Source organism: Microbacterium ulmi (assembly GCF_011759705.1).
Lineage (GTDB): Bacteria > Actinomycetota > Actinomycetes > Actinomycetales > Microbacteriaceae > Microbacterium > Microbacterium ulmi.
In genome coordinates this window covers 1942146-1965167 of sequence record NZ_JAAOZF010000001.1, presented here as the reverse complement: position 1 = coordinate 1965167, position 23022 = coordinate 1942146, and the positions used below count along the sequence as shown (strand labels likewise).

Annotated in this window: 15 protein-coding genes; 9 read left to right on the top strand and 6 right to left on the bottom strand. The window is 70.4% G+C overall.

All coding sequences use genetic code 11. The annotated features are described in order from the left end of the window. Nucleotides 1-71: 71 nt before the first annotated feature. Together FHS08_RS09280 and FHS08_RS09275 are read right to left on the bottom strand one after the other, a co-directional pair. A complete protein-coding gene (locus FHS08_RS09280) occupies nt 72-1658 on the bottom strand; it encodes a glycoside hydrolase family 43 protein (protein ID WP_167038290.1) in 1587 nt (528 codons plus the stop codon). A 105-nt stretch (nt 1659-1763) separates the two neighbouring features. After that, nucleotides 1764-2753 (bottom strand): LacI family DNA-binding transcriptional regulator, encoded by a 990-nt coding sequence (locus tag FHS08_RS09275; protein WP_167038288.1) that lies wholly within the window; start codon nt 2751-2753, stop codon nt 1764-1766. Nucleotides 2754-2866: 113 nt separating this feature from the next. Here FHS08_RS09275 and uxaC point away from each other — a divergent pair, with 113 nt between their 5' ends. The 3 genes from uxaC to FHS08_RS09260 are packed head-to-tail and all read left to right on the top strand — an operon-like array spanning nt 2867 to nt 7522. Further along, nucleotides 2867-4351: a glucuronate isomerase gene (gene uxaC / locus FHS08_RS09270; protein WP_167038286.1), complete on the top strand. Its 1485-nt coding sequence runs from the start codon at nt 2867-2869 to the stop codon at nt 4349-4351. After that, nucleotides 4348-5580, top strand: coding sequence for a D-mannonate dehydratase ManD (manD, locus tag FHS08_RS09265; RefSeq protein ID WP_167038284.1), 1233 nt, complete (start codon nt 4348-4350; stop codon nt 5578-5580). Before uxaC ends, manD begins: the two co-directional genes overlap by 4 nt. Nucleotides 5581-5587: 7 nt before the next feature. Further along, nucleotides 5588-7522, top strand: a complete 1935-nt coding sequence (locus tag FHS08_RS09260) for an alpha-glucuronidase (protein WP_341800374.1) — start codon at nt 5588-5590, stop codon at nt 7520-7522. An 88-nt stretch (nt 7523-7610) separates the two neighbouring features. Here FHS08_RS09260 and FHS08_RS09255 read toward each other — a convergent pair whose 3' ends face one another. The 4 genes from FHS08_RS09255 to FHS08_RS09240 all read right to left on the bottom strand — a co-directional run bounded on the left by FHS08_RS09255 (nt 7611) and on the right by FHS08_RS09240 (nt 12122). Beyond that, a complete protein-coding gene (locus FHS08_RS09255) occupies nt 7611-8312 on the bottom strand; it encodes a DUF624 domain-containing protein (protein WP_167038282.1) in 702 nt (233 codons plus the stop codon). A 94-nt stretch (nt 8313-8406) separates the two neighbouring features. Beyond that, nucleotides 8407-10110: an ABC transporter substrate-binding protein gene (locus tag FHS08_RS09250; protein WP_167038280.1), complete on the bottom strand. Its 1704-nt coding sequence runs from the start codon at nt 10108-10110 to the stop codon at nt 8407-8409. A gap of 57 nt (nt 10111-10167) precedes the next feature. Then, complete coding sequence (locus FHS08_RS09245; protein ID WP_341800409.1) at nt 10168-11070, bottom strand: carbohydrate ABC transporter permease; 903 nt, start codon at nt 11068-11070, stop codon at nt 10168-10170. Nucleotides 11071-11111: 41 nt separating this feature from the next. Then, nucleotides 11112-12122: an ABC transporter permease gene (locus tag FHS08_RS09240; protein WP_167038276.1), complete on the bottom strand. Its 1011-nt coding sequence runs from the start codon at nt 12120-12122 to the stop codon at nt 11112-11114. A gap of 195 nt (nt 12123-12317) precedes the next feature. On the opposite strand from FHS08_RS09240, the gene FHS08_RS09235 reads away from it, so the two are divergent. The 6 genes from FHS08_RS09235 to FHS08_RS09210 all read left to right on the top strand — a co-directional run bounded on the left by FHS08_RS09235 (nt 12318) and on the right by FHS08_RS09210 (nt 22739). Further along, nucleotides 12318-13304 (top strand): acetylxylan esterase, encoded by a 987-nt coding sequence (locus FHS08_RS09235; RefSeq protein ID WP_167038275.1) that lies wholly within the window; start codon nt 12318-12320, stop codon nt 13302-13304. After that, nucleotides 13301-14629, top strand: a complete 1329-nt coding sequence (locus FHS08_RS09230; protein WP_167038273.1) for a mannitol dehydrogenase family protein — start codon at nt 13301-13303, stop codon at nt 14627-14629. Before FHS08_RS09235 ends, FHS08_RS09230 begins: the two co-directional genes overlap by 4 nt. Then, a complete protein-coding gene (locus FHS08_RS09225) occupies nt 14626-15543 on the top strand; it encodes a sugar kinase (RefSeq protein WP_167038271.1) in 918 nt (305 codons plus the stop codon). The genes FHS08_RS09230 and FHS08_RS09225 overlap by 4 nt, the downstream gene beginning before the upstream one ends. Beyond that, nucleotides 15540-16145 (top strand): bifunctional 4-hydroxy-2-oxoglutarate aldolase/2-dehydro-3-deoxy-phosphogluconate aldolase, encoded by a 606-nt coding sequence (locus tag FHS08_RS09220; protein ID WP_167038269.1) that lies wholly within the window; start codon nt 15540-15542, stop codon nt 16143-16145. The genes FHS08_RS09225 and FHS08_RS09220 overlap by 4 nt, the downstream gene beginning before the upstream one ends. Before the next feature lie 100 nt (nt 16146-16245). Continuing rightward, nucleotides 16246-17253 carry a LacI family DNA-binding transcriptional regulator gene (locus tag FHS08_RS09215; protein WP_167038267.1) on the top strand — a complete coding sequence of 336 codons (1008 nt, stop codon included), beginning with the start codon at nt 16246-16248 and terminating at the stop codon, nt 17251-17253. Nucleotides 17254-17423: 170 nt separating this feature from the next. Beyond that, on the top strand, nt 17424-22739 hold the full coding sequence (locus tag FHS08_RS09210; protein WP_243847455.1) for an endo-1,4-beta-xylanase: 5316 nt from the start codon (nt 17424-17426) through the stop codon (nt 22737-22739). Nucleotides 22740-23022: the final 283 nt, after the last annotated feature.

Here is a 23022-nt window from a genome sequence, read left to right as displayed (position 1 = left end):
TCGCTGGGGAATTGTTGTTTACAACAACCTATACCACGCGAAGTGATCCGTCCACTCCGCGCGGCGGCTTCTCAGCGACGCGTGCGAAGCGTCACGTGATCGACGTCGACGACCCCGTCGCCGATCGCGACGACGCCGACCCAGCTGCCGACGAACATGCTCGGACGACCCGTCGCGAGGGGCCGCAGATCGACCTCGCCGAGGTCGGCATCCGCGATCGACACCGTCGCCGAGAGGCCGTCGACGTCGATCACGACGTCGACGCCGCGCGTCGGGAGACCGGATGCCTCGCCCACGACCGACTCGACCCCGCCGTCCACGAGCACGGCGCGGCCCGCGCCGCGGCGATCCACCGTCACCTCGAGGTATGCGGACTCGGACGTGCGCAGCAGGAGCCCGCCGCGGACGGCGCCTGCGAGCTCGATGCGGGTCGTCACACGGGTGCGGTGCTCGGGCAGGCGCCGCCCGAGGAACGCCAGCGTGCCGAGCTCGCCCGGCTCTGTCGTCGTCGCGGTCAGACGTGCGAAGCCGGGCCGGACCGTCGTGTCGGCGAACGTCGTCGGCAGCACGCGGGGCGAGGTCCAGGCCAGATCGAGCGCGCGCGCGTCGAAGTCGTCGTGCACGACCTCGGGCGCGGGCGCCTGGTCGGGCACGCCGTCCGCGATCATGACGGGGTCGACGCGGCCGCTTCCCGGCGCGAACAGGGGCCTGCCGCGCTCCCACGTCACCGGCACGAGGTGCGTCTGCCGGCCGAGCAGCCCGTTCTCGCCGTCGAGGGTCTGGATGCCGAGCACCGTCGCCCACCAGCGCCCGTCGGCTGCCTCGACGAGGTCGGCGTGGCCGATGTCGGCGATCGGGGCGCTGTCGCCGAGGAAGCGGTGCGTCAGGCGCGGGTTTCCCTCGTCGCCGACGTACGGGCCCATGATCCGGTCGGCGTACGCGACGCAGATCGCGTGGTCGCGGTTGGTGCCGCCCTCCGCCGCGACGAGCATCCAGCCGCCCCCTGGACGCGCGACGATGTGCGGCCCCTCCGCCCAGCCGGCGCCCTCGAGGGCGCCGTGCCAGATCCAGCGCACGGGGCCGATCGGCGCGAACGTCTCGGGGTCGAGCTCCGTGAGCCAGATGTCGGTCTGTCCGAACCAGCGACCGGGCTGGGCGACGCGGTTGCCGCACAGCCACACGTGGTCGCCGTCGAACGTGAGCGACGGGTCGATGCCGCCGAAGCCGTCGAACCACACGGGGTCCGACCACGGCCCCGCGGGGTCGGTCGCCGTCACGAGGAAGTGCCCCGCGCGACCGGACCACGAGGGCTTGCCGTCGGAGACGGGCGAGACGACGGTGCACACGAGATAGAAGGTGCCGTCGTGGTGGCGCAGGGTCGGCGCGTAGAGCCCCTTCGACGACGGGATGCTTGCGAGGTCGAGCTGACCCTCGCGGTGGATCGCGTGGCCGATCGTCTCCCAGTCGACGAGGTTCGTCGAGCGGTGGATCGGAAGACCCGGGAGGTACTCGAAGGTCGACGTGACGAGGAAGTACTCGTCGCCGACGCGGCAGATGCTCGGGTCGGGGTTGCACCCCGGCAGGATCGGGTTGCGATAGCGGCCGGCCGCGGTGGCCGAGGCCGGGGATTCGACGTCGAATCCGGTCAGGACAGTCATTCTCACTCCGCATCGAGGGGCACGTTAACGTTTACATTACCGCTCGATAGTTTCGAAGGGAATGCCTGAACATCGAACGGTCCCAGAAGGATGCCGTCGCCGCACTCAGCGCGCGGGCGCGGCCGTCGAGCCGCGCACCGTGATGTCCATCGTCGTCGGGACCGGCGACGGCGGCGGCGTCGACCCGTCGATGCGGTCGAGCAGCAGCGAGACGGCCGTCTCGCCGAACTCGCGCAGATCCGCCCCGACGCTCGTGAGGGGCGGTGACGAGAGCTCCGCGACGAACGTGTTGTCGAAGCCCACGAGGCTCACGTCGTCGGGCACGCGGACGCCGAGCTCGGCCCAGCGCGCGAGCATGCCGAGGGCCACGAGGTCGTTGTAGGCGATGACGGCCGTGGCGTCGTGCTCGAGCGCGGCCGCGGCGGCCGCGTGCCCGCCGCGCGCGTCGGGCGTGACGCTGCCGACGTGCACGGCCGAGACGCCGTCGTGCTCGGACGCGGCCGTCAGGAGCCCGCTCCAGCGCCGCCCCTCCGACCACGAGCTCTCCGGGCCGCCGACGTACGCGATGCGCCGATGGCCGAGACCCGCCAGGTGCCCGATCGCTGCGCGCGCCCCCGACGCCTCGTCGATCGTGACGGTCGGGGTCGCGGCATCCGGGAGGCTGCGGTTGATGAGGACGCACGTCGTCGAGGCGGCGACCTCGGCCAGCGCGTCGTCCGACAGGCGCGAGGACGCGATGATCATCCCGTCGACCTGCGAGCCGAGCGCTCGGATCTCCTCGGCCTCGATCTCGGCGCTCTCCGTCGTGTCGACGACGACGAGCCCGTAGCCGCGCGCACGGGAGCTCGCCTGCGCCCCCTTCGTGAGCGACGCGAAGTACGGGTTCTCGATGTCGGGCACGACGAGGGCGATCGCGCCCGTGCGGCCGCGGCGCAGGCTGCTGGCGGCGCGGTTCGGCCGGTAGCCCAGCTGCTCGACGGCCTTGAGGACGCGCGTGCGGGTCGCGTCGGAGACGCGGTGCGGAGCGCGCAGCGTGCGCGAGACGGTCGCGATCGAGACCCCGGAAAGCTCGGCAACGTCATGGACGGTCACCATGAGGACGGGACCTGCCGTGCATTGGTCATGATCGCTTCATTCTTCCCTGAACTAGAGCGGAGCCCTGCAGATGACACTACAATAATAACGTTTACATTCCGAGGAGATCGACAATGGCCGTCACCCCCGCGGCGCCCTGGGTCCTGCACCCCGAGCGCGCCCTCCCCGCAGACCCCGGCACACGCGCGATCGCGCGGCGCATCTTCGACGAGACGGAGCGCCTGCCGATCGTCTCGATGCACGGCCACGTCGACGCCGCCATGCTCGAGGCCGATCTGCCCTTCCCCGATCCGTCGGCGCTCCTCGTCACGCCCGACCACTATCTCGTGCGCATGCTCGTGTCTCAGTCGACCTCCCCGGGCGCCGTGCGCGACGCCGGGGTCCGCTCGGTCGCCGACCTCGGCGTCGCGGGCGGCACGGAGCAGGAGGTCGAGACCGACCCGCGCGTCATCTGGCGCCGCTTCTGCGCCGGCTGGCCGGCGTTCCGCGGCACCCCGACCCGCCTGTGGCTCGAGCACGTCCTCGCCGAGGTGTTCGAGGCGCCCGCGCCCCCCTCCCCCGAGAACGCGGACGCGCTCTACGACCACCTCGCCGACCGCCTCGCGCGGCCGGAGTACCGCCCTCGTGCCCTGTTCGAGCGGTTCGGCATCGAAGTTCTCGCGACGACGGATGCCGCGACCTCTCCCCTCGACGCGCACGCGCGCCTCGCCGCGGGCGGATGGGGCGGGCGGGTCATCCCGACGTTCCGGCCCGACCCGCTGCTGGAGGCCGGCCACGCCGGCTGGGCGGCGCAGCTCGCCGACCTGAGCGAGGTCAGCGGCATCGACGCGTTCGGCTACGACCGCTTCCTCGACGCGATCCGCGAGCGCCGCCGCGCGTTCATCCGGGCGGGAGCGCGTGCGACCGACCACGGGCACCTTCGCGCCGACATGACGCCGCTGCCCGACGCCGACGCGCGCGCCCTCTTCGAGAGCGCGCTGCGCACGCCGCTCGACGCCGGGTCCGCCGCCGCCTTCACGGCCCACCTCCTGTTCCAGCAGGCCGCGATGTCGGCCGACGACGGGCTCGTCATGCAGGTGCACACGGGCGTCGTGCGCGACCACGACCGCGGCGCCGCCGCACGCTTCGGCGCGAACATCGGCTTCGACATCCCCGTGCAGGCGGAGTTCACGCGAGCGCTCCGCCCCGCCCTCGAGGCGTTCGGCCACGACCCCGGCTTCCGGCTCATCGTCTTCACGGTCGACGAGACCGTGTACTCGCGCGAGCTCGCGCCGCTCGCGGGCGCCTACCCCGCGCTGCGCCTGGGCGCGCCGTGGTGGTTCCTCGACGCCCCCGAGGCGATGCGCCGCTTCCGCGCCGCCACGATCGAGACGGCGGGCCTGCGCAACACGAGCGGCTTCGTCGACGACACGCGCGCATTCTGCTCGATCCCCGCACGGCACGACCTCGCGCGCCGGGCCGACGCATCCTTCCTCGCGGGACTCGTCGCCGAGCACCGCCTCGACCTCGACGAGGCCGTCGACTCGGCGATCGACCTCGCCTACCGGCTCGCCCAGGAGAGCTACCCCGCCCCCGAGACCGTGGAGGTCACCGCGTGAGCACCCTGATCCGCTCCGTCGAGGTGCTCGTGTCGAGCCCATCGCGAAACTTCGTGACGCTGCGCATCACGACGGAGGACGGCGTCGTCGGCCTCGGCGACGCAACGCTCAACGGCCGCGAGCTGTCGGTCGCGTCGTACCTCGAGGACCACGTCGCCCCGCTCCTGATCGGCCGCGACGCGCGTCGGATCGAGGACACCTGGCAGTTCCTCTATCGCAGCGCGTACTGGCGTCGCGGCCCCGTCACGATGAGCGCCATCGCCGCCGTCGACATGGCCCTGTGGGACATCGTCGCGCGCCTCGCGGGGATGCCGCTCTACCAGCTCCTCGGCGGCGCGTCGCGCACCGGCATCCTCTGCTATGCGCACGCGTCGGGCAGCGACATCGAGGCGCTCGGCGACGCGATCCGCCAGCGGCAGGACGAGGGCTTCCGCGCCATCCGCATCCAGACCGCGATCCCCGGCATGGGCTCGGTCTACGGGGTGCAGAAGGGCGCCGCCCGCGGGCAGAAGTACGCGTACGAGCCCGCGAAGCGCGCGGGACTCTCGGTCGAGGAGGGCTGGGACACCCGCAAGTACCTGAGCTTCCTGCCCGGCGTCTTCGAGGCCGTCCGCAACGAGTTCGGGCCCGACCCGATGCTCCTGCACGACGCCCACCACCGCCTGACCCCGATCCAGGCGGCGCGCCTGGGCAAGGACCTCGAGCCGTACGACCTGTTCTGGCTGGAGGACGTCACCCCCGTCGACAATCCCGAGGCGCTGCGGCTCGTGCGCCAGCACACGACGACGCCGCTCGCGATCGGCGAGGTGCTCAACACGGTGTGGGACTACCGCACGCTCATCCAGGAGCAGCTGATCGACTACGTGCGCGCCTCGGTGACGCACACGGGAGGCATCACGCACCTCAAGCGCATCTTCGAGTTCGCCGGGATGTACCAGATCAAGTCGGGCAGCCACGGCCCGACCGACATCTCCCCCGTCGGCATGGCAGCAGCCCTCCACCTCGACCTCGCGATCCACAACTTCGGCATGCAGGAGTACATGGAGCACCAGCCCGTCGCGGGCGAGGTGTTCCGCACGTCCTACACGTTCGAGGACGGCCTGCTGCATCCGGGCGAGGCGCCGGGGCTGGGCGTCGAGTACGACGACGAGGCTGCGGCCCGCTTCGCGTACGAGCCCGCATACCTGCCGATGGCGCGGCTCGCCGACGGCACCGTCCACGACTGGTAGGAATCCCGTGACCGACATCCACCCGCTCTGGCTCCCCACCGCCGCGACGGCGGTGCTGCGCGGCCGCACCGTGCGGATCGAGGGCGAGGGCCCGCTCGTCGACACCGTGCGCGCGGAGGCCGCCTCCGCGGGCCTCGCCCCCGCCGAGGCGGACGCCGACGTCGCGATCACGGTGGCCGCGGGTGCCGCATCCGCCCCCGAGTCCTTCACGCTCGCGCGCGAGGGCGGCCGTGCGATCGCGACGGCGGCGGATGCCGCGGCCGCGCTCTACGCGTGGTTCGAGATCGTCCGGCTCGGCGCGCGCGTGTTCGAGGCCGCTCCGGCGCGCACGTACGCACCGCAGCACGCGCTGCGCATGCTCGACCACTGGGACAACATCGACGTGCACCCCGTCATGGGCCAGGTCGAGCGCGGATATGCGGGCGGCTCGCTGTTCTTCCACGACGGCGAGCTCCGCGACGACCTGTCGCGCGTCGCGCAGTACGCGCGCGCCCTCGCGGCGATCGGCGTCAATCGCGTCGCGATCAACAACGTCAACGTGCACGCGCGCGAAGCGCGGCTGCTGACCGACGACCTCGCGGGAGTCGCGCGCATCGCCGACGTCTTCCGGCCGTGGGGCATCCGCCTGCACGTGTCGGTGAGCTTCGCCTCGCCCCGCACGCTCGGCGGTCTCGACACCGCCGACCCGCTCGACCCGGGCGTGCAGCAGTGGTGGGGGGCGGCCGCCGACCGCGTGTGGGCCGCGATCCCCGACTTCGGCGGCTTCGTCGTCAAGGCCGACTCCGAGGGGCAGCCCGGCCCCTTCGCGTACGGTCGCGACCACGCAGACGGCGCGAACCTCCTGGCCCGCGCCGTCGCGCCGCACGGCGGGCTCGTGCACTGGCGCGCCTTCGTCTACAACCACACGCAGGACTGGCGCGACCGCAAGACCGACCGCGCCCGCGCGGCCTACGACCACTTCGCGCCGCTGGACGGGCGATTCGACGACAACGTCGTCGTGCAGGTCAAGTTCGGGCCCATGGACTTCCAGGTGCGCGAGCCCGTCTCGCCCGTCCTGTTCGCGATGCCGCGCACGCGCCTCGCACTCGAGCTGCAGGTGACGCAGGAGTACACGGGCCACCAGCGCCACGCCGTGTACCTCGCGCCGCAGTGGCGCGAGATCCTCGACTTCCGTCCGTACGGCGACGAGGGCCCGACGCTTGCGCAGACCGTGAACGGCGGCATCGCCGCGGTCTCCAACGTCGGCGACGACGAGTTCTGGACGGGGCATCCGCTCGCGCAGGCGAACCTCTACGCGTACGGACGACTCGCGTGGGACGCGACGCTCGACCCCGCGACGATCCTGGACGAGTGGATCGCGCTGACGTTCGGCGACGACGAGACCGTGCGCCGCGGCATCCGGAGCATCCTCGACGACTCGTGGGAGACCTACGAGATGCACACGTCCCCGCTCGGCGTGGGCTTCATGGTGACTCCCGGCTCGCACTACGGCCCGTCGGTCGACGGCTACGAGTACTCGCCGTGGGGCACGTACCACTTCGCCGACCGCGACGGCATCGGCGTCGACCGCACGGTCGCGACGGGCACGGGCTACGCGGGGCAGTACCCGTCTCCGTGGCGCGAGGTGTACGAGTCGCCCGAGACGGTGCCCGACGAGCTTCTGCTGTTCTTCCACCACGTGCCGTACACGCATCGCCTGCGCTCGGGCAAGACCGTCGTGCAGCACATCTACGACACGCACTTCGCGGGCGTCGAGCGCGTCGAGGCGAAGGCGCGCGCGTGGCAGGCCCTCGAGGGGCTCGTCCCGCCCGCCGTCTTCGCTCGCGGCCGCGAGCGCTTCGCCGAGCAGGTGCGGTCGGCTCACGAGTGGCGCGACCAGGTCAACACGTACTTCCTGCGCAAATCCGGCATCCCCGACGAAGCAGGCCGCGAGATCTACTGAGCTCTCTCGCGCGAAGATCTCGCATCTGGTCGTCACGAGCGCGCGAACGCGACCACGTGTGAGACATTCGCGGCGCGCCAGGCGAGATCTACTGACCGGATGCCGCCTCGCCGGCGTCCTCCGCGACGAAGCGCGTCTCGATGTCGGCGATCATCGCGCGCGCGTTCATGAGCACGAGCCCCGCGAGGACCGACCCCGCCACCAGGAGCACCCAGGACGAGGTGACGGCCGCCGCGGCGGTCGCGATGACGACGAGCGACAGGACGCCGAGGGTCACGAGGGGCTTGGCGATGAGGTAGTAGGCCGCGAGGCGCATCGTGTCGCGCGTCCGGAAGCTGAACAGCGATGCGATGACGAGCGCATGCACGAGCCACAGCGCGACGACCGCGCCGAGGATCATCGCGACGATGACGAAGACGCCGCCCGCGACATCGCCGAACGCGATGTTGAAGCCGAAGAGGGCGAGCACCGCGAGGGCCGGGATGCCGATAACGAGCACGTCCTTGACGTTGGCGAGCCAGCGACGCCAGTACTGGCGCCACGGATCGAGCGCCTCCGACCGGCGCCGAGCGCGCAGTGCCGCGATCGCGGCGGAGAACGCGGGCAGGATCGGCACGAGGCACAGGGCGTAGAGCGGGATGTTGTTCGGGACGGGCTCGAGCAGGACGATCCCCACGACGCCCGGAAGACCGGCGAGCGCGAAGGCGATCTCCACGACGATGTACCAGTAGACGGCGCCCGTCACGCGTCCGAACGCGTCGGAGCCGCCCAGCGTCTTCTTCTCGCTCATGTCTCCAGTCTCTCTCTCCGCAGGAACGGGCCGAGGCCCGGTTCCGCCTCCGGGGGGAAGGACGGAACCGGGCCTCGGGTTGGTGCAGTGCGCGCTACTCGTCGTCGCTGCCGCCCGCGAGCGCCTCAGCCTGGCGCTTCTGCGCCGTGTTGAGCAGCTCGAGGTACTGGTCGAGGTTCGCAGCCTTCAGCTCGTCGATGTAGTCGTCCCACTCGGAGATGTCGCGGTCGCCCGTGATGAACGCCGCGGTGTTCTGACGGACGAGGTCGAGGAGGGCGGACTTCCACAGACCGGCCTGCTCGTTCTCGATCTCGTTGAGCGGAGCGGCCGGAGCCGTCGGCAGCTGCGTCTTCGTGAGCATCGACGAGACGAAGTCCTTCGTCTCGGGGAGCATCATCGAGGTGCGCAGGTCCTCCGTGCCGCCCTCGGCCGCCATGAAGGCGCCGTTGGCGAAGCCGCCGTCGACGTTGAGGAGCTTGGTCGCGTCGGGGTTGAACAGGCCCTTGGCGCGATCCCAGTCGGACGTGAACTCGCGGGTGTCGCCGTCCCTCGTGAAGGTCAGGTCCTCGACACCCCACTTGGCGAACTCGAGGCCGCTGTCCGAGTAGTACAGCCAGTCGATGAACTGCAGGAGCGCCTTGAAGTTCTCGCTCTCCGCGGCCTTCGACGAGATCATGATGCCCGGGAGGCCGTCGAGGCGTCCGCCGGCGGCGAGGTTGTCGCCCGCGGGGCCCGCGGGAACGCGCAGCAGCGCGACCTCGGCGTCGGTGTTGCCGACCTCGTCGAACGACTGACGCGCCTGCGTGAGGAACTGGTCGTTGCCCGAGATGACGAGCGAGTCGCCGTTGAAGAAGCTGGCCTTCGCGTCGTCGTCGGTCTGCGTGACGCTCGCGGGGCTCATGATGCCGTCCTCGACGAGGCCGTGGTAGTACTCCACGAGGCTCTTGTACTCGTCGGTCGCGGCGGCATAGACGAACTTGTCGCCGTCCCACCAGCCGCCGGAGCCGGCCGAGAAGCCCCAGCCCGCCGCCGTGCCGAAGTTCGGCGCGGCGAAGTTCAGGGCGCCGCCGAGCGGGTCGGGCGAGTTGAACTCGTCCGAGATGACGACCTTGTCGGGGTACGCCTTCTTGACCTTGGCGAAGTCCTCGGCGAGCTCGTCGAACGTCTTGGGCTCGAGGCTGAGGCCCAGCTCGTCCCAGATGTCCTTGCGCACGACGTAGGAGTACTGCGGCACGACGATCTCCGACACGCCCGGCAGCAGGTAGAACTTGCCGTCGGCCTGACGCAGGTTGTCGAGGTCCTTCTCGAGACCCCACTTCTCGATCTTGTCGGTGAAGTTGGGCATGTACTTCGTGAAGTCGCTCACCGGCAGCAGCGCACCGCCGGAGACGAACGGGGTCTCCTGGCCGGGGTACGTGACGGTGATGATCTCGGGGGCGTTGCCGCTCGCGATCGCCGCCGAACGCGCGTCCTCGTACCCGACGCGGGGCGAGCTCTCGATGTCGAACGAGACGTTCTGGTTGTCCTCGAGCGCGGTCAGGAAGGGCCAGTCCTGCTTGAGGGGGTAGGCCTCGTGATCGCGGTAGAAGATCGAGAACTGGACAGGCTCCGTCGCCTTGAACGTGTCGCCCACCGCGAACTCGGACATCGCGCCCTTGTCCTTGCCGGTGAAGTCGAACGCGGGGCCTTCGCCTTCAGGGGCGCCGGCACCGCAGCCGGTCAGCACGAGACCGGCTGCAGCCATCGCAGCGATCGTCGCGGTCGAACGCCGCAGAAGCGGCCCAGACAGCTGTGTCATGGTTTTCCTTTTCTTATTCCGGGGGTTGTATCGGTGATGGGTGGAGATGCCCTGCAGTCACGCCTTGACCGAACCGAGCATGACGCCCGACACGAAGTGCTTCTGCAGGAACGGATAGAGGCAGATGATCGGGAGGACCGTGAGCAGCATCGTCACGGCCTTCACGTTCGCCGCGATCTGCAGGCCTTCGTCCGTGCCCGCGGGCTGGGCGGAGGCCATGAGCAGATTGCGCAGGTACACGGTCACGGGGTACAGCTCCGGTTTGCTCATGTAGAGCACCGCCGAGAACCACGAGTTCCAGAACGCGACCGCGTAGAACAGCACCATGGTCGCGAGGACCGCCTTGCTCAGCGGCAGCACGATCCGCCACAGGATGCCGTACGTGTTGAGGCCGTCGATCTGGGCGGCCTCTTCGAGCTCTTCGGGGAAGTTCTCGAAGAACGACTTCATGACGAGCAGGTTGAAGATGCTGATCGCGTTCGGGATGACGATCGCCCAGATCGTGTTGCGCCATCCGAGCGAGTTGACCAGCACGTAGTTCGGGATGAGCCCGCCGCTGAAGAACATCGTGAAGACCGCGAGCCCGATGAAGAAGTTGCGGCCCTTGAGCCGCTTCTTCGACAGGGCGTACGCGAACGTCGTCGTCATCGCGATCGCGATCGCCGTCGCGACCGCCGTGTAGATGATCGTGTTGGCGTAGTTGCGCCAGAACATCGGATCGCCCATGACGATTCCGAACGTCGTGACGTTGAAGCCGCGCGGGATGATGCTGACCTGTCCGGCGTTGATGTAGCCCTGCGAGCTGAATGCGACGGCGACGACGTTCAGGAACGGGTAGAGCGTCACGAAGCAGATGACGACGATCGCGATCGCGTTGACGACGCGGAAGACCGTGTAGCCCTTCGAGTCGCGCAGCCCGCCGGAGGTGCGACGGCTGAAGATCGGCCTGCGAACGCGGATCGGGCGCGGACCGGTCGGGGCGAGCGGAGTCGCTGTCGAGGTCACCACAGGCTTGCTCCAGTCACTCGGCGCGAGATGGCGTTGGCGGAAAGGACGAGGGTGAGACCGATGACGGCCTCGAAGAGACCGATCGCCGTCGCGTACGAGAAGCTGCCGGAGCCGATGCCGACTCGGTACAGGTACGTCGCGATGATGTCGGCCGTCGAGTAGATGAGGGGGTTGTACAGCAGCAGGACCTTCTCGAAGCTCACGGAGAGGAAGCTGCCGATGTTGAGGATGAGCAGCACCACGATCGTGGGCGCGATGCCGGGGAGCGTCACGTGCCACGTCTGCTTCCACCGGTTGGCACCGTCGATGCGGGCCGCTTCGTAGAGCTGCGGATCGATCGTGGTGAGCGCCGCGAGATACAGGATCGTGCCCCAGCCGACGGTCTGCCAGATCTCCGAGCTCACGAAGATCGGGCGGAACCACTCCGGCTTCTGCATGAACTCGACGGCGCTGCCGCCGAGACCCTCGATGATCTGGTTGACCGTGCCGCGCGACGAGACCAGCTGGAGCACCATGCCCGCGACGATGACGATCGACATGAAGTGCGGCAGGTAGCTGATCGACTGCGCGACGCGCTTGAACTTCTGCGAGCGCAGCTCGTTGAGCATGAGTGCCAGGATGATCGGCAGCGGGAAGATGATGATGAGGCAGATGCCGCCGAGGATGATCGTGTTGAAGAACACGCGCCAGAACGTCGGATCGCTGATGAACATCTGGAAGTAGTGGAAGCCCACCCACTCGTCACCCAGGATGTTGCCGCCCGGCCGGTACCGGCGGAACGCGATGATGTTGCCGAGCATGGGCAGGTACCGGAACACCAGCAGGAAGATGACGGGCAGGAGCAGCAGCGAGTACAGCTGCCAGTCGCGCTTGAGCGCCTTCTTCCAGGTGGTGTGGCCGGCGTCGGCAGTGCGACGCTTGCGTCCGGGCTTCGTCGGAGGTTCCGGCGCGCCCGGATGCGCGACGACCTCAGCGTCCGTGGGGACGAGATTCGTGATCGACATTCGCTTCCTTGCGGTTGCCTTCGATCGTCTCCGGAGGCCGGACAGAGGATCGAAACTTTCGAGTATCGGGGCGATACATCATGAACGCTAACTCGGACTTCCCCCGATGTCAACGTTTTCATTGTATCGTTGCCTCACCGTGACTTTCGACCTGCGAAGGCTCGCGCGCATCGGAAACAGGAACACTCACCACTTATGGCACGCTTCGATCTGCCGCCGGATCAGCTCCGGGAATACCGCCCCGCCGTCCCCGAGCCGACGGACTTCGACGCCTTCTGGGCGACGACGATCGCGGAGTCCCGCGGCCTCGGCGGCGCCCCCGTGCGCGTGCCGCTCGACGGCCCGCTCGCCCTCGTCGACGTCTTCGACGCGACCTTCCCCGGGTTCGCGGGCGACCCCGTGCGTGCCTGGCTCGTGCTGCCGAGGCACCGCCACGCGCCGCTTCCGGCCGTCGTCGAGTTCGTCGGCTACGGCCGCGGCCGCGGGCTCGCGCACGAGCGCCTGCACTGGCCCGTCGCCGGCTTCGCTCAGCTCATCGTCGACACGCGCGGCCAGGGAAGCACGTGGGGAACGGGAGGCTCGACCCCCGATCCGCACGGCGCGGGGCCCGCGACCCCGGGCTTCCTCACGCGCGGCATCGAAGACCCCGCGGGGTACTACTACCGCCGCGTCTTCACGGATGCCGTGCGCGCCGTCGACGCCGTGCGCTCGTTCCCCGAGATCGACCCCACCCGCGTCGCCGTGACCGGCAACAGCCAGGGCGGCCTCATCGCCATCGCGGCGGCGGGGCTGTCCGACGGGCTCGCGGGGGCCCTGCCGACGGCGCCGATCCTGTGCGACGTGCGTCGGGTCATCGGCCTGACGAACGACGACCCGCACGGCGAGATCACGCGCTACCTCGCGGTGCACCGCGGCAGCGACGCGCGCGTCTTCGAGACGCTGTCCTACTTCGACGGCGTCAACTTCGCCAAGCGCGCGACGGCGCCCTCCCTGTTCGGCACGGGCCACATGGACACGATCGCGCCGCCGTCCGGCGTGTACGCGGCGCTGAACCACTGGGGCGCCGAGCACGACATCGTCGACTACCCGTGGAACCACCACGAGGGCGGCGAGACGCTGCACTGGCTGCGCCAGGCGGAGTGGCTCGGCGCGCGGGTCGCGGCATCCGGAGTCGTGTCGTGAGCGCGCCCAGGCTCACGCGCGCGGCGCTCGCCGAGGCGGGCACCCCCCTTCCCGCGTCTCCCGTGCGGATCGTGCACATCGGCGTGGGCGCGTTCCACCGCGCGCACCAGGCCTGGTACACGGCCCGCGCCGGCGACGGGTGGGGCATCGCCGCGTTCACGGGCCGCGACGCGGCCGTCGCGCAGCGGCTCGCTCCGCAGGACGGCCTCTACACGCTCGTCGAGCGGGGTCCGGATGCCGACCGCTTCGAGGTGGTCGGGAGCATCGCCGAAGTGCACGCCTCGACGGAGATCGCGCGCTTCCTCGAGCTGTTCGCCTCCCCGTCGACCGCCGTCGTCACGGTCACCGTGACGGAGCAGGGCTACCACCTGCGGCCGGACGGCGCGCTCGACCTCTCGTCGCCCGCCATCGCGGCCGACGTCCGCGCGCTCTACGCGGGCGGGCATCCCACGACGCCCATCGGACGGATCGTCCGCGGTCTCGCCGAGCGCCGACGCGCCGGCGCGGGGCCCATCGCGATCGTCTCGTGCGACAATCTCCCCGCCAACGGCGACAGGCTGCGCGCCGCCGTCGTCGATCTCGCGGAGGCTGCGGGCCTGACGGGCGTCGCCGACCGGGCATCCTTCGTCTCGACGTCCGTCGACCGCATCACGCCGCACGAGCTCGACATCGACGCCGTCGAGCGCGCGACGGGCTGGCGCGACGAGGCGCCCGTCGTCACCGAGCCCTTCTCGGACTGGACCCTCAGCGGAGAGTTCCCCGCGGGGCGCCCGCGCTGGGAGGACGCAGGCGCCCGGTTCGTCGACGACATCGAGCCCTTCGAGCAGCGCAAGCTCCTCCTGCTCAACGGCGGCCACCTGCAGCTCGCGTTCCAGGGCCTCCTGCGCGGCCACGAGACGATCGCCGACGCGATGCGCGACGCGGACTGCCTTCGCGCCCTCGACGACTTCTGGGCGGAGGCCGCCCGCACGGTGGGCCCCGCCGTCGACCCCGAGGCCTATTGCGCCGCCCTGCGCGAGCGCTTCGAGAACCCCCGCATCGCGCACCGGCTCGCGCAGATCGCCGCCGACACCGTCACGAAGCTGCGGCTGCGCATCGTCCCCGTCGTGGAGGCCGAGCGCGCCGCCGGCCGCGACGCCGCCGGCGCGCTCTCGGTCGTCGCGGCGTGGAGCCGCTGCGTCGCCGAGGGCGTCCTTCCCGACGGCGCCGTGCGCGACGCGCCCGCGGAGGCTGTCGCTACGCTCGTGTCGGGTGTCGACGCGACGGATGCGTCGGCCATCGCCGCCGCCGCGGCCACTCTGAAGGAGTCGGTGCACACGCTATGAGCACGCAGCCGCGCGTCCTGTGCGCGGGAGAGACGATGGCGCTGGTCGCGCCGACGGATGCCGCGCCCCTGCGCATCGGCTCGCCCCTGACGCTTCACGTCGGCGGCGCCGAGTCGAACACGGCGATCGCGCTGCGCTCCCTCGGGATCGACACCGCGTGGGCGAGCCTGCTGGGCTCGGACAGCCTGGGCGACCTCGTCGAGGAGTTCATCCGGTCGCGGGGCGTCGACACGTCGCTCGTCGAGCGCCGCGGCGAGCCGACGGGCCTGTACCTCAAGAGCGTCACGGATCAGGGCACGAAGCCGCTGTACTACCGCTCGGGCTCGGCGGCCTCGCGCATGGACGCCGATGTCGCCCGTCGGTGGGCCGACCGCATGCACCCCGAGCTCGTGCACGTGACCGGCATCACGGCCCAGATCTCCGCTGAGGGCCGCGACTTCCTCGCCGCCGTGTGCGAGGGCCGCGTCTTCGGCGACGCGCTCGTGAGCTTCGACGTCAACCACCGCCCCGCGCTCGCGGATGCCGGCACCCCCGACACGCTGCGCCGCCTCGCCCGCGCCTGCGACATCGTCTTCGTCGGCGCCGACGAGGCAGAGACGGTGTGGGGCGTCTCAAGCGACGGCATCCCCGACCTCCTCGCGGGTCCGCGGCATCTCGTCGTGAAGGACGCGGGCGCCCGCGCGGTCGAGCACGCCGAAGGGACGCGCACGGAGCGCGCAGCGCTGCGCGTCGACGTCGTCGAGCCGGTCGGCGCGGGCGACGCGTTCGCGGGCGGCTGGCTCGCGGGCCTGCTCTCGGGAGCCGACGCGGGCGAGAGACTCGAGGCGGGCCACCGCTCGGCCCGCCGCGTGCTGCTGTCGGCGACGGACGTCCCCGACGACGAACCACTCACGACAGAAGGAGCACGTCAATGAGCATCGACGTCGACGCGGCCCTCGCGGCCGCCCCCGTCATGGTCATCATCCGCAACGAGACCCCCGAGCGCACCGCCGAGCTGTGCGACCGGGCCTGGGATCTCGGCGTGCAGGTCGTCGAGGTGCCCATCCAGGCGCCCGACGCCGTCCCCTCGCTCGAAGCCGCCGTCGCGGCGGCTCATGCACGAGGGCTCGAGGTGGGAGCGGGGAGCATCCACACGCTCGAGCAGTGGGATGCCGCGATCGCGGCGGGCGCCGCCTTCACGGTGGCGGCGGCGACGGTCCCCGCCGTCATCGAGCGCGCCGTCTCACGCGGGATCGTCCACATCCCCGGCGTCGCGACAGGCACGGAGGTCGCGACGGCGCTCGCCTCAGGGGCGCGCTGGCTCAAGGCCTTCCCCGCGTCGGTCCTCACCCCCGAATGGGTCAAGGCCGTGCGGGCGCCCTTCCCCGCGGCGTCGTTCGTCGCGACGGGCGGCGTGACGGCGCAGAACGCACAGGACTTCTTCGACGCAGGATGCCGCGTCGTGGCCTTCGGGTCGTCGTTCGACTCGCCCGAGAGCGCCGCCGCGATCCGCGGCATCCTGGACCGTGCGGCCTGACGGAGTTCCGAAAGTATCGGCCCTGTTGGCGGCAATCGTGCGAGAATCGGTGGAATCCGCGCCGGCCGGCGCGGCATCCGCACCGCTCCTGGGATGATGCATGACGCCAACCACACGGGTCACGCTCGCCGAGATCGCCGCTGAGGCCGGCGTCTCTCTCGCGACGATGTCGAAGGTCCTCAACGGACGCACCGACGTCGCGCCGTCGACGCGCGCGCGCCTCGAGGAGCACCTGACCCGCCACGGCTACAAGCGCCGCAACGTCGCGCAGCGCACCGACAGCCTCGAGCTCGTCTTCCACGAGCTGGAGGCCAGCTGGTCGATGGAGGTCATCGAGGGCGTCAAGGATGTCGCTACCGCCGCGGGCCTCTCTGTCGCTCTCACGGTGAGCGGCGACCGCCACACGCCGTCGTCCGACTGGATCGACGGCGTGCTGCGCCGCAGGCCCGTCGGGATCGTGCTCGTCTTCTCGGACCTGGCCCGCCCGCACCGCGAGAAGCTCCGATCGCGCGGCGTGCCGTTCGCGATCGTCGACCCCGCGGGCGATCCCGCCCCCGACGTGCCCTCCGTCGGCTCGGCCAACTGGTCGGGCGGGCTCATGGCGACGCGGCATCTGATCGAGCTCGGTCACCGCAGGATCGCGGCGATCACGGGCCCCGAGGACATGATGTGCTCCCTCGCCCGCATCGACGGCTACCGCTCGGCGATGAACGCGGCCAACCTTCCGATCGACCCGTCGTGGATCCGCTTCGGCGACTTCCACCCGACCGGCGGCGAGACGAACGCGCGTGAGCTGCTGGCCGGCCCCGACCGTCCCACGGCGATCTTCGCCGGCAGCGACCTGCAGGCGCTCGGCGTCATCGCCGCGGCGACGGCGGCGGGCCTGAGCGTGCCCCGCGACCTCTCCGTCGTCGGGTACGACGACATCGCCCTCGCACGGTGGCTCAGCCCGCAGCTGACGACCGTCCACCAGCCGCTTCGTCGCATGGGCGAGGAGGCCGCGCGGCTCGTGCTGCGGCTCGCGGAGGGCGAGACCGTCGACACGCTGCGCATGGATCTCGCGACGCATCTGGTCGTGCGCGGTAGCACGGCCCCGCTCGCCGGCTGACACGCCGCGACCGCGTCTCCCCCGGTCTTCCGTGACGCCGCGTGACGGCCGCCGAAAGTTACGACCGATGTTTCGTAACAGTTCCGTAACGGGGCCGTCGCTCACAGCATCCTCACATTAGTTTGCAAGCACGACAAATCGTTCGCGCAAAGGAGCGCCCCGTGAGCCGCATGACCACCCGAGTACTCGCCGGCATCGTCGCGGCGAGTTCACTGCTGTTGGCGCCCATCGTCGCCCCCGCCGCCCTGGGCGCGACCCCCACGCCCGTGACCGCTGTCGACTTCCAGGACGGCACGACCGGCACCTGGACCAAGAGCGGCAGCCCCACGCTCGCCGTCGTCGACGACCCGGCAGGAGGCGCCGGCAACAAGGTGCTGAGCGTCGCGGACCGCGTCGCGGGGCACGACACGATCCAGAGCCCCACGGGGATCTTCGAGACGGGCGTCACGTACACGCTGTCGGCGCGCGTCCTCGTGCCCGGCACCGCCTCGCCGCACGCGCACTTCACCGTGAAGGACGGCTACACGTGGGCCGGCGACATCCCCGTGCCGGCCGACACGTGGACGACCGTCTCGGCGACCTACACCGCCGACGCCGACGACACCCAGGTCTACTTCGAGGTCGACGCCGCGACGCCCGCGTTCTACCTCGACGACGTCACCGTGACCAAGCCCGGCGATGCGCCCTCCCCGACCGACCCGACGGTTCCCGACGGGCAGAAGCTCGTCTCGTGGAGCGACTTCGAAGGCTCGACGGTCGACCCGTGGTCGGTCCGCGGCTCGGGCGCGCTCGCTCTCGACGCCGACGCCCACTCGGGCGCGCAGGCGCTGAAGATCACGGGCCGGACGGACGGCTGGAACAGCCCGAAGCTTCCCGGCGCGCTGCTCACGACGGGCACGTACCACATCTCGGCGTGGGTCAAGCTCGTCGCCGGACAGCCCGCGGCGAAGCTCAACGTCGGCATCAACCAGCCCGGCGCGGCCAACCAGTACGCCTGGGTCGGATCGCGGGTCGACGTCACAGACGCCGCCTGGGTGCAGATCGGCGGCGACTACACGGTCGACCCGGCGACGGCTCCCACCGAGATCTACATCGAGTCCGACAGCGCGACGGCAGAGTACCTCGTCGACGACGTCCTCATCACGACGCCGCTGCCCGAGCCGACTGTCACCACGGTCGTCTCGAGCGACTTCGAGGGCGCGACGACCGACCCGTGGTTCGTCCGCGGCTCCGGCGCCCTCGCCCTCGACGCCGACGCCCACTCCGGCGCGCAGGCGCTGAAGATCACGGGACGCACGGCGAGCTGGAACAGCCCCGCCGTCCCGGGCGCGCTCTTCACGACGGGCACGTACCACGTGTCCGGCTGGGTCAAGCTCGCAGCGGGCCAGGAGCCCGCCCAGGCCAACTTCGGCGCGGAGCAGAAGGGTGCGAGCAACGAGTACCCCTGGATCGGCTCGCGCGTCGACGTCACCGACTCCGCCTGGGTGCAGATCGGCGGCGACTTCACGGTCGACCCCGACCACCTGCCCCAGTCGATCTACATCGAGACCACCAGCGCCACCGCCGAGTACCTCATCGACGACGTCCTCATCACGCAGGACGCGACCGGGCCCGGAGGCCCCGTCCAGGAGCCCGGCACGGTGCTGGTCGACTCGAGCTTCGACGACGGCTCGCTCGGCGCGTGGACCGCCCGCCAGGGCTCCGAGTCCTCCAGCCCCACGGTCGGCGTCGTCGCCGGCGGCGCGCTGGACACGGCGAACGCGGCGCAGGTGTCCGATCGCACGCACGAGGGCGACGGCATCCAGCTCGACGTGAAGGACGTCCTGCTGCCCGGCCAGACCTACGCGCTCGAGGCATACGTGCGATTCGCGCCGGGCTCCGAGCTCGGACGCGGACTCACCGTCTCGATGCGGACGGTCAGCGGCACCTCGTCGCCCAGCTTCTCGAACCTCATCCAGGTCGAGAACGCGACCGCGACCGGATGGACGAAGGTCTCGGGCACGTTCACGGTGCCCGGCTACGACACGAACGCCGAGCTGTACTTCGAGGCCCGCTACAACAGCGGCAACACCTCGACATTCCTCGTCGACCAGGTCAAGGTCTGGGTGCCCGAGCCCGAGGTCGTCGACACGAGCCTCGTGCCCCTCAAGGACACGGTGGACTTCCCCGTGGGTGTCGCGATCGATCAGCGCGAGACCACGGGCCAGGCCGCCAAGCTCCTGCTGCACCACTTCGACCAGATCACGGCTGAGAACCACATGAAGGTCGAGGCCTGGTACGACGCGGACAAGCAGTTCGCCCGCAACGCGCAGGCGACCGCCCTGCTCGACTTCGCGCAGGAGAACGACCTGCGCGTGTACGGGCACGTCCTTGTGTGGCACTCGCAGACGCCGGCCTGGTTCTTCCAGGACGACTCCGGCCGTGAGCTGACGTCGTCCGATGCCGACAAGCAACTGCTGCGCGACCGCCTGAAGACGCACATCGACGACATCGCGAAGTCCATCCACGACGACTACGGCGCCTACGGCTCGGAGACGAACCCGATCGTGGCGTGGGATGTCGTGAACGAGGTCGTCGCCGACCAGGCGACCCCCGACGGGCTGCGCACGAGCCGGTGGTACCAGGTGCTGGGCGAGGAGTACATCCACCTCGCGTTCGAGTACGCCGACGAGGCGTTCAACGGCACGTATGCCGCCTCGGGCGCCGACCGCCCCGTGAAGCTGTTCATCAACGACTACAACACGGAGCAGGCTCTCAAGGGGCAGCAGTACGAGGCCCTCGTCAAGCGACTCCTCGCAGCGGGCGTGCCGGTCGACGGCGTGGGACACCAGTTCCACCTCTCGATCACATCGTCCGTCGCGTCGCTCAAAGCCGCTCTCGACCGCTTCGCGGGGCTCGGCCTCGCGCAGGAGGTCACCGAGATGGATGTCACGATCAATCCGGCGGACGAGCCCAACCGCATCAAGCAGGGCTACTTCTACCGCGATGCGTTCGCGGTGTTCCGCGACTACGAGGCTGCGGCGCCGGCATCCGAGAAGCTGTTCTCGGTGACGCTGTGGGGTCTGACCGACAACCGCTCGTGGCGCTCGACGCAGCAGCCGCTGCTGTTCGGCGGCGATCTGCAGGCCAAGCCCGCCTACTTCGGTGCCGTGGGCGACGCCGAAGGACTGCCGGGTCTCATCAACACGGCCAACGTGTTCGGCGGCGACGTCGCGCTCGATGACGGGTTCGAGAACGCGGTCGAGTGGAAGAACCTGCCCGAGAACACCCTCACGGGCGAGATCGGCGGCTTCCAGGCACGCTGGGCGGCCGACCACCTCACGGTCCTCGTGCGCAGCACGGTCGCCGCAGACCGCGTCGAGTTCGCCTACGGCGACCAGCAGTACGTCTACGATCCCGCGTCCGCAGATTCGGTTCCCGGCATCGAGACGGAGATCGGCGGCACGCACTACATCGCCGTTCACCTGCCCCACACGGGAGTCGCAGCGGGCGGATCGGCCGACTTCGACGTCCGCGTCGTGGCGGGCGGCTCCGTCGCGGGGGCCTGGAACACGCCGGGCGACACGGGACGGCTGACGTTCCTCGAGCCCCTGTCGACGCTCGACATCCCCGAGGCGGCGGACGCCCCGGTCGTCGACGCGGCGGTGGACGGGGTGTGGGCGGATGCGGCGGTCGCCAGCACCGCCAAGACCATCGAGGGCAACGCCGAGGGCGCCGCCGCCGAGGTGCGCACGCTCTGGAAGGACAACACGCTCTACGCGCTCTTCCAGGTGACCGATCCGGTCATCGACAAGAGCAACAGCGACCCGTGGAACCAGGACTCCGTCGAGCTGTTCCTCGACCTGGGGAACAGCAGGAGCGGCGCCTACGGCCCGAACGACACGCAGATCCGCGTCACGACGGAGAACAAGCTGACCTTCGGCACGGGGGATGCCGCGCTCCAGCAGGCACGCGTCCTCAGCAGCGCGACGGCGCTGACCGACACGGGCTACGTCGTGGAGCTCGCGATCGCCCTGAACGGCCAGTCCGGCGGTCAGAGCGACGTTCCCCTCGGCGGTGCCGGCACCTTCCACGGCATCGACTTCCAGGTGAACGACGGACGAGCCGGATCGCGCTACTCCGTTCACACGTGGGCCGAGCCGACCGGCACGGGCTACCAGAACACGGCCCGCTGGGGCGCCGCGCAGCTGGTCGCCGCCGACGTGCCGACGGTTCCGACCCCGCCGGTCGCCGGCGACCAGCTCCCCGCTGAGTCGCAGGGGGACATCACGGCGCCGGCGCACGCAGAGGCCGGGAGCCAGGTCGTCATCGACCTGGGCACGGCGAACGCGGGCAGGGACGTCGACGTGTGGCTGTACTCCGACCCGTACCTGGTGTTCTCGGGGACTGTCCCGGCGAACGGCAGGATCACGGTGACGCTGCCGGCGGACCTTCCGCTCGGCGAGCACCGGATCGCAGCCTTCGACCAGGCCGACGACTCGCTCCTGGGCTGGACGTCCCTGACCGTCGTGGTCCCCCTGGCCAACGTCCAGGCACCGGCGGTCACGGGCGACATCGTCAAGAACGAGACGGTCACCGCCAGCCCCGGCGTCTGGTCCGTCGAGGGCGCGACCTTCGCGTACCAGTGGCTCATCGACGGAAAGCCCGTCAAGAAGGCCACCGGGGCGACGTACAAGATCCAGGGCTCGGATGTCGGCAAGAAGCTGTCGGTGATCGTCACGGCGACAGTCGAGGGTCTCGATCCGGTCTCTGCGACCTCCGCCGCCGTGAAGGTGCTCGACAAGAAGCCGGCAGCCCCGCTGACAAACGTGCAGCCGCCGACGGTCGAGGGCGACCCTGTCGAGGGGTCGACCGTCTCGGCGAACCCCGGGGTCTGGTCGATCGACGGCGCCTGCTTCACCTACCAGTGGCTGATCGACGGCAAACCCGTCAAGAAGGCCACGGGCGCGACGTACAAGCTCCAGGGCTCGGATGTCGGCAAGAAGCTGTCGGTGATCGTCACCGCGACCGTCAAGGGCCGCGCTCCCGTCTCGGCGACCTCGGCCGCCGTCACGGTGATCGCGAAGCCGAAGCCCGTGCTCACCAACATCAAGGCGCCGACCATCACGGGCGACACGGTGAAGAACGCCACGGTCAAGGCCAACCCCGGCACCTGGTCGGTCTCGGGTGCGACCTTCGCGTACCAGTGGCTGCTCGACGGGAAGCCGATCAAGAAGGCCACGAGTGCGACCTACAAGATCAGCGGCTCGGATGTCGGCAGGAAGCTGTCGGTGACCGTCACCGCGACCGTCAAGGGCGCAGGCACCGCATCGGCGACCTCGACCGCCGAGAAGGTGCTCGACAAGAAGCCCGGCAAGCCCGGAGGCGGCCAGCACTTCGGATTCGGGTTCGGCGGCGACTTCGGACACGGTTCCGGCGTCGGCTTCGGCCACGGGAAGCCGAGCTCCAAGGACCACGGCAAGAGCCAGGGCGACCGCAGGCACTAGTCGCACGGGTTCCGATAGCACGTCGGTGCGCGCCCCACCGGGCGCGCACCGACGTCCTTCGTTGTGGCGACCGGTGTGGCGACCGATGTGGCGACCGGTGTTGCGACCGGCGCGCGGCGGGCGTCGCCAGGGGCAGCGGCGCCTGGATCTTCGGGGGCCTTCGGCGTCTCCGGCAGGTGACCCATGACTGGGCTTACCCGGGACTCACCGGGCTCAGTCCTCCCGACCCGGCGTGTCCACCGACCGGCCAGTCCTCCGACACCACGACCGGATGCCCAGGCGG